Source organism: Micromonospora sp. NPDC049799 (assembly GCF_040656655.1).
In the GTDB taxonomy this organism is placed as follows: Bacteria; Actinomycetota; Actinomycetes; order Mycobacteriales; family Micromonosporaceae; genus Micromonospora.
In genome coordinates this window covers 1-3453 of the sequence record NZ_JBFAMU010000516.1, presented here as the reverse complement: position 1 = coordinate 3453, position 3453 = coordinate 1, and the positions used below count along the sequence as shown (strand labels likewise).

The 3453-nt window shown below is 73.8% G+C and carries 3 protein-coding genes; all 3 read right to left on the bottom strand.

Translation table 11 applies throughout. The features are described from left to right. A partial coding sequence (locus AB0I76_RS25515; RefSeq protein ID WP_357040317.1) for a phenylalanine--tRNA ligase subunit beta occupies nucleotides 1–1387 on the bottom strand: 1387 nt, incomplete at its 3' end. Nucleotides 1388–1446: 59 nt separating this feature from the next. Then, nucleotides 1447–2514, bottom strand: coding sequence for a phenylalanine--tRNA ligase subunit alpha (pheS, locus tag AB0I76_RS25510; protein WP_357040314.1), 1068 nt, complete (start codon nucleotides 2512–2514; stop codon nucleotides 1447–1449). Nucleotides 2515–2680: 166 nt separating this feature from the next. Continuing rightward, nucleotides 2681–3453: RNA methyltransferase (locus AB0I76_RS25505; RefSeq protein ID WP_357040311.1), on the bottom strand; the 773-nt coding region annotated here is incomplete at its 5' end.

Here is a 3453-nt window from a genome sequence, read left to right as displayed (position 1 = left end):
CGACACCCACCGTGCCCGGGTCCTCGCCGAGCCGGTCCGCGCCGGCGGCCACGGTGCAGCCGACCTGCTCCAGCAGGGCGACCACCCGGGCCGGCGGGTACTCCACCCCGACCCGGCGGGTGGGCAGGTCGGCCGGCAGGACGACCGGCGTACGCGGCCGGACGTGGTCGATGTCGAGGACCTCCTCGCCAGCGGCGCCGCCGCCGTGCGTGACCAGCAGCCCCACCGCGAGGTCCAGGGCGACCAGCGGCAGCGCGGGGTCGACGCCCCGCTCCCACCGCTTGGCGGCCTCGCTGAACAGCTTGTGCCGGCGGGCGGTCCGCCCGACCATCACCGGGTCCCAGTGCGCGGCCTCGAACAGCACGTTCACCGTGCTGTCGACGACCTCGCTGGTCTGCCCGCCCATCACGGCGGCGAGCGAGATCGGGCCGGTGTCGTCGCAGATCACCATGTCCTCGGCGGCGAGCGTGCGGGTCACACCGTCCAGGGTGGTCAGCTTCTCCCCCGCCTCGGCGCGCCGGACCACCAACGTGCCGGCGATCCGGTCGGCGTCGAAGGCGTGCATCGGCTGGCCGAGCGCGAGCATCACGTAGTTGGTGATGTCGACCGGCAGCGAGATGCTGCGGATGCCGGCGGTGGTGAGCCGGCGCGCCATCCAGTCCGGGGTGGGTGCGGCCGGGTCGACGCCGCGCACCATGCGGGCGGCGAACCGGTCGCAGCCGACGGTGTCACGGACCTCGACCGGGTACGCGGGCCGCTCGGTGGCCCCGGGCGCCGGCGTGAGACCGGGATCCTGGAAACCCACCCCGAGGGCGTGGGCCAGCTCGCGGGCGATGCCCCGCACCGACATCTGGTAGCCGCGGTCCGGGGTCACCTCGACCTCGACCACGACGTCGTCCAGCCCGACCAGCGGGCGCGCGTCGTCTCCCGGCTTGGCGGGGACCTGCTCCGGCAGCACGATGATGCCGGAGTGGTCGTCGCCGAGGCCCAGCTCCTTCGCCGAGCAGATCATGCCGTTGGAGTTGCGCCCGTACGTCTTGCGGGCACCGATGGCGAAGTTTCCGGGCAGGACACCGCCGGGGAGGATCACCACCACCCGGTCGCCGACGGCGAAGTTGCGCGCCCCGCAGACGATCTCCTGCGGCTCACCGGTGCCGTTGGCGGCGCCCACGTCGACCCGGCAGAACCGGATCGGCTTCTTGAAGCCGGTGAGCTCCTCGATCTCGCGGACCTCACCGACCACCAGCGACCCGGTGACCGTCTCACCCAGGTCCAGGATGGAATCGACCTCGATGCCGAGGTCGACCAGGGCCTGCTCCAGGTCGCCCGGGACCAGGTCGGCGGGCAGGTCCACGTACTCCCGCAGCCAGCTGACAGAAACTCGCATGACTCAGACCACCGTCTCCGTAACTCGTACCCGCACGCCGCTCACGCCGTCCCGACCGCTCATGACCCGTGGCCGAACGCCCGGGTGAACCGGACGTCGCCCTCGACCATGTCCCGCATGTCGCCCACGCCGTGGCGGAACATGACGGTCCGGTCGATGCCCATGCCGAAGGCGAATCCGGAGTAGACGTCCGGGTCGATGCCGCAGGCCCGCAGCACCCGCGGGTTGACCATGCCGCAGCCGCCCCACTCGACCCACTGCGGGCCCTTGCGGTGCTCCGGGAACCACACGTCGAACTCCGCCGACGGCTCGGTGAACGGGAAGTAGTGCGGCCGCCACCGCGTCTTCGCGTCCGGCCCGAACATGGCCCGGGCGAAGTGGTCCAGTGTGCCCCGCAGGTGCGCCATCGTGATGCCCTTGTCGACGACCAGGCCCTCCACCTGGTGGAAGACCGGCGCGTGGGTGGCGTCCAGCTCGTCGGTGCGGTAGACCCGGCCGGGGCAGATCACGTAGATCGGCGGCTTCCGGCTCAGCATCGTCCGCGCCTGCACCGGCGAGGTGTGGGTCCGCAGCACCATCCCGGAGTTCTCCGGCGCGACGTGGAAGGTGTCCATCAGGCCGCGGGCCGGGTGGTCCGGCGGGATGTTCAGCGCGTCGAAGTTGGTCCACTCCAGCTCGACCTCGGGACCCTCGGCCACCTCGTAGCCCATCCCGACGAAGAAGTCGCTGACCTGTTCCATCAGGGTGCTGACCGGGTGGCGGGCACCGGACGGGCGCCGGTCGTACGGCAACGTCACGTCCACCCGCTCCTCGGCCAGCATCCGCTCGGCCTGCTCGCGGTCGAGGATCTCGGCGCGGGCGGCGTAGGCGGCCTCGATCGCCCGGCGGGCCTCGTTGACCCGCTTGCCGGCGTCGGACTTCGCCGCCGGCGGCAGCGCGCCGATCTCCCGACGGGCCAGGGACACCGGCGAGCGGTCGCCGAGGTGCGCGGGGCGCAGCGCGGTCAGCGCGTCCGGATCACCGGCGGCGGCGAACGCCTTCTCGGCGTCGGTGACGGCGTCGGCCAGGGCGGCCGGGTCGAGCAGGGCGACCTGCTTCGGGTCGTACGGATCGTTGCGGTAGCTCATGGCGAACGGGCACTCCCTCACGGCGGCGCCGGCCCTCACGGGCGGCTAGGCGAGTCTACGGACGCGCGGCTGTGCCGCAGCCCGCCGGTGGGAGTTGTGCGGAAAGCAGGTCAGGCCCGCCGCCCGCCGACACCGGCGGGCTGGCTAAACGAACGCCGTGGCGCGTTCATGGGCGGACGTTCTCCCCTGCTGTCTGTCCCGCGCGACCGGTCGACGGTCGACGCTGTGCTCTCGCTGAAGCGTACAGGCAGACGGCGGCGGCCGCAGCCAGGTTCAGGCTCTCGGCGCGCCCGTACAGGGGCACCCGGACGCGGGCGTCGGCGGCGCCGGTGAGCTCCTCGGGCAGGCCGTGCGCCTCGGAGCCGAACAGCCACGCCGTGGGCGCCGCCAGGCGGCCGTCGTCGGCCAGGTCGTCCAGGTCGTCGTCGCCGTACCCGGTGGTGGCGAGGATCGACAGCCCCGCCTCGCGGAGCGCCTCGACCGCGTGGCGGGGGTCGGGCGCGCGGACCACGTCGAGGTGGAAGAGGCTGCCGGCCGACGCCCGCACGGCCTTGCCGTTGTACGGGTCGACGGCCTCCCCGGCGAACACCACCACCTGGGCTCCCGCGGCGTCGGCGGTGCGGAGCACGGTGCCGGCGTTGCCCGGGTCCCGGATGTCGGCGAGCACCGCCACCAGGCGGGGACCGGCGGACAGGGCCCGTTCCAGCGGCACGTCGAGGTGCCGGCACACGGCCACCAGGCCCTGCGGTGCGACGGTCTCGGCGAGGGCGGCGAGCGCCTCGTCGGTCACCTCGGAGACCGGCACGTCGGCGCCGGCCGCGCGGGCGCCCAGGTCCGCGTACCGGTCGAGGGCGGTCGGCGTACCGAACAGCTCCGTGACCACCCCCGGACGGGCCAGGGCCTCGCGGACCGCCTGCGGCCCCTCGGCCAGGAAGCGGC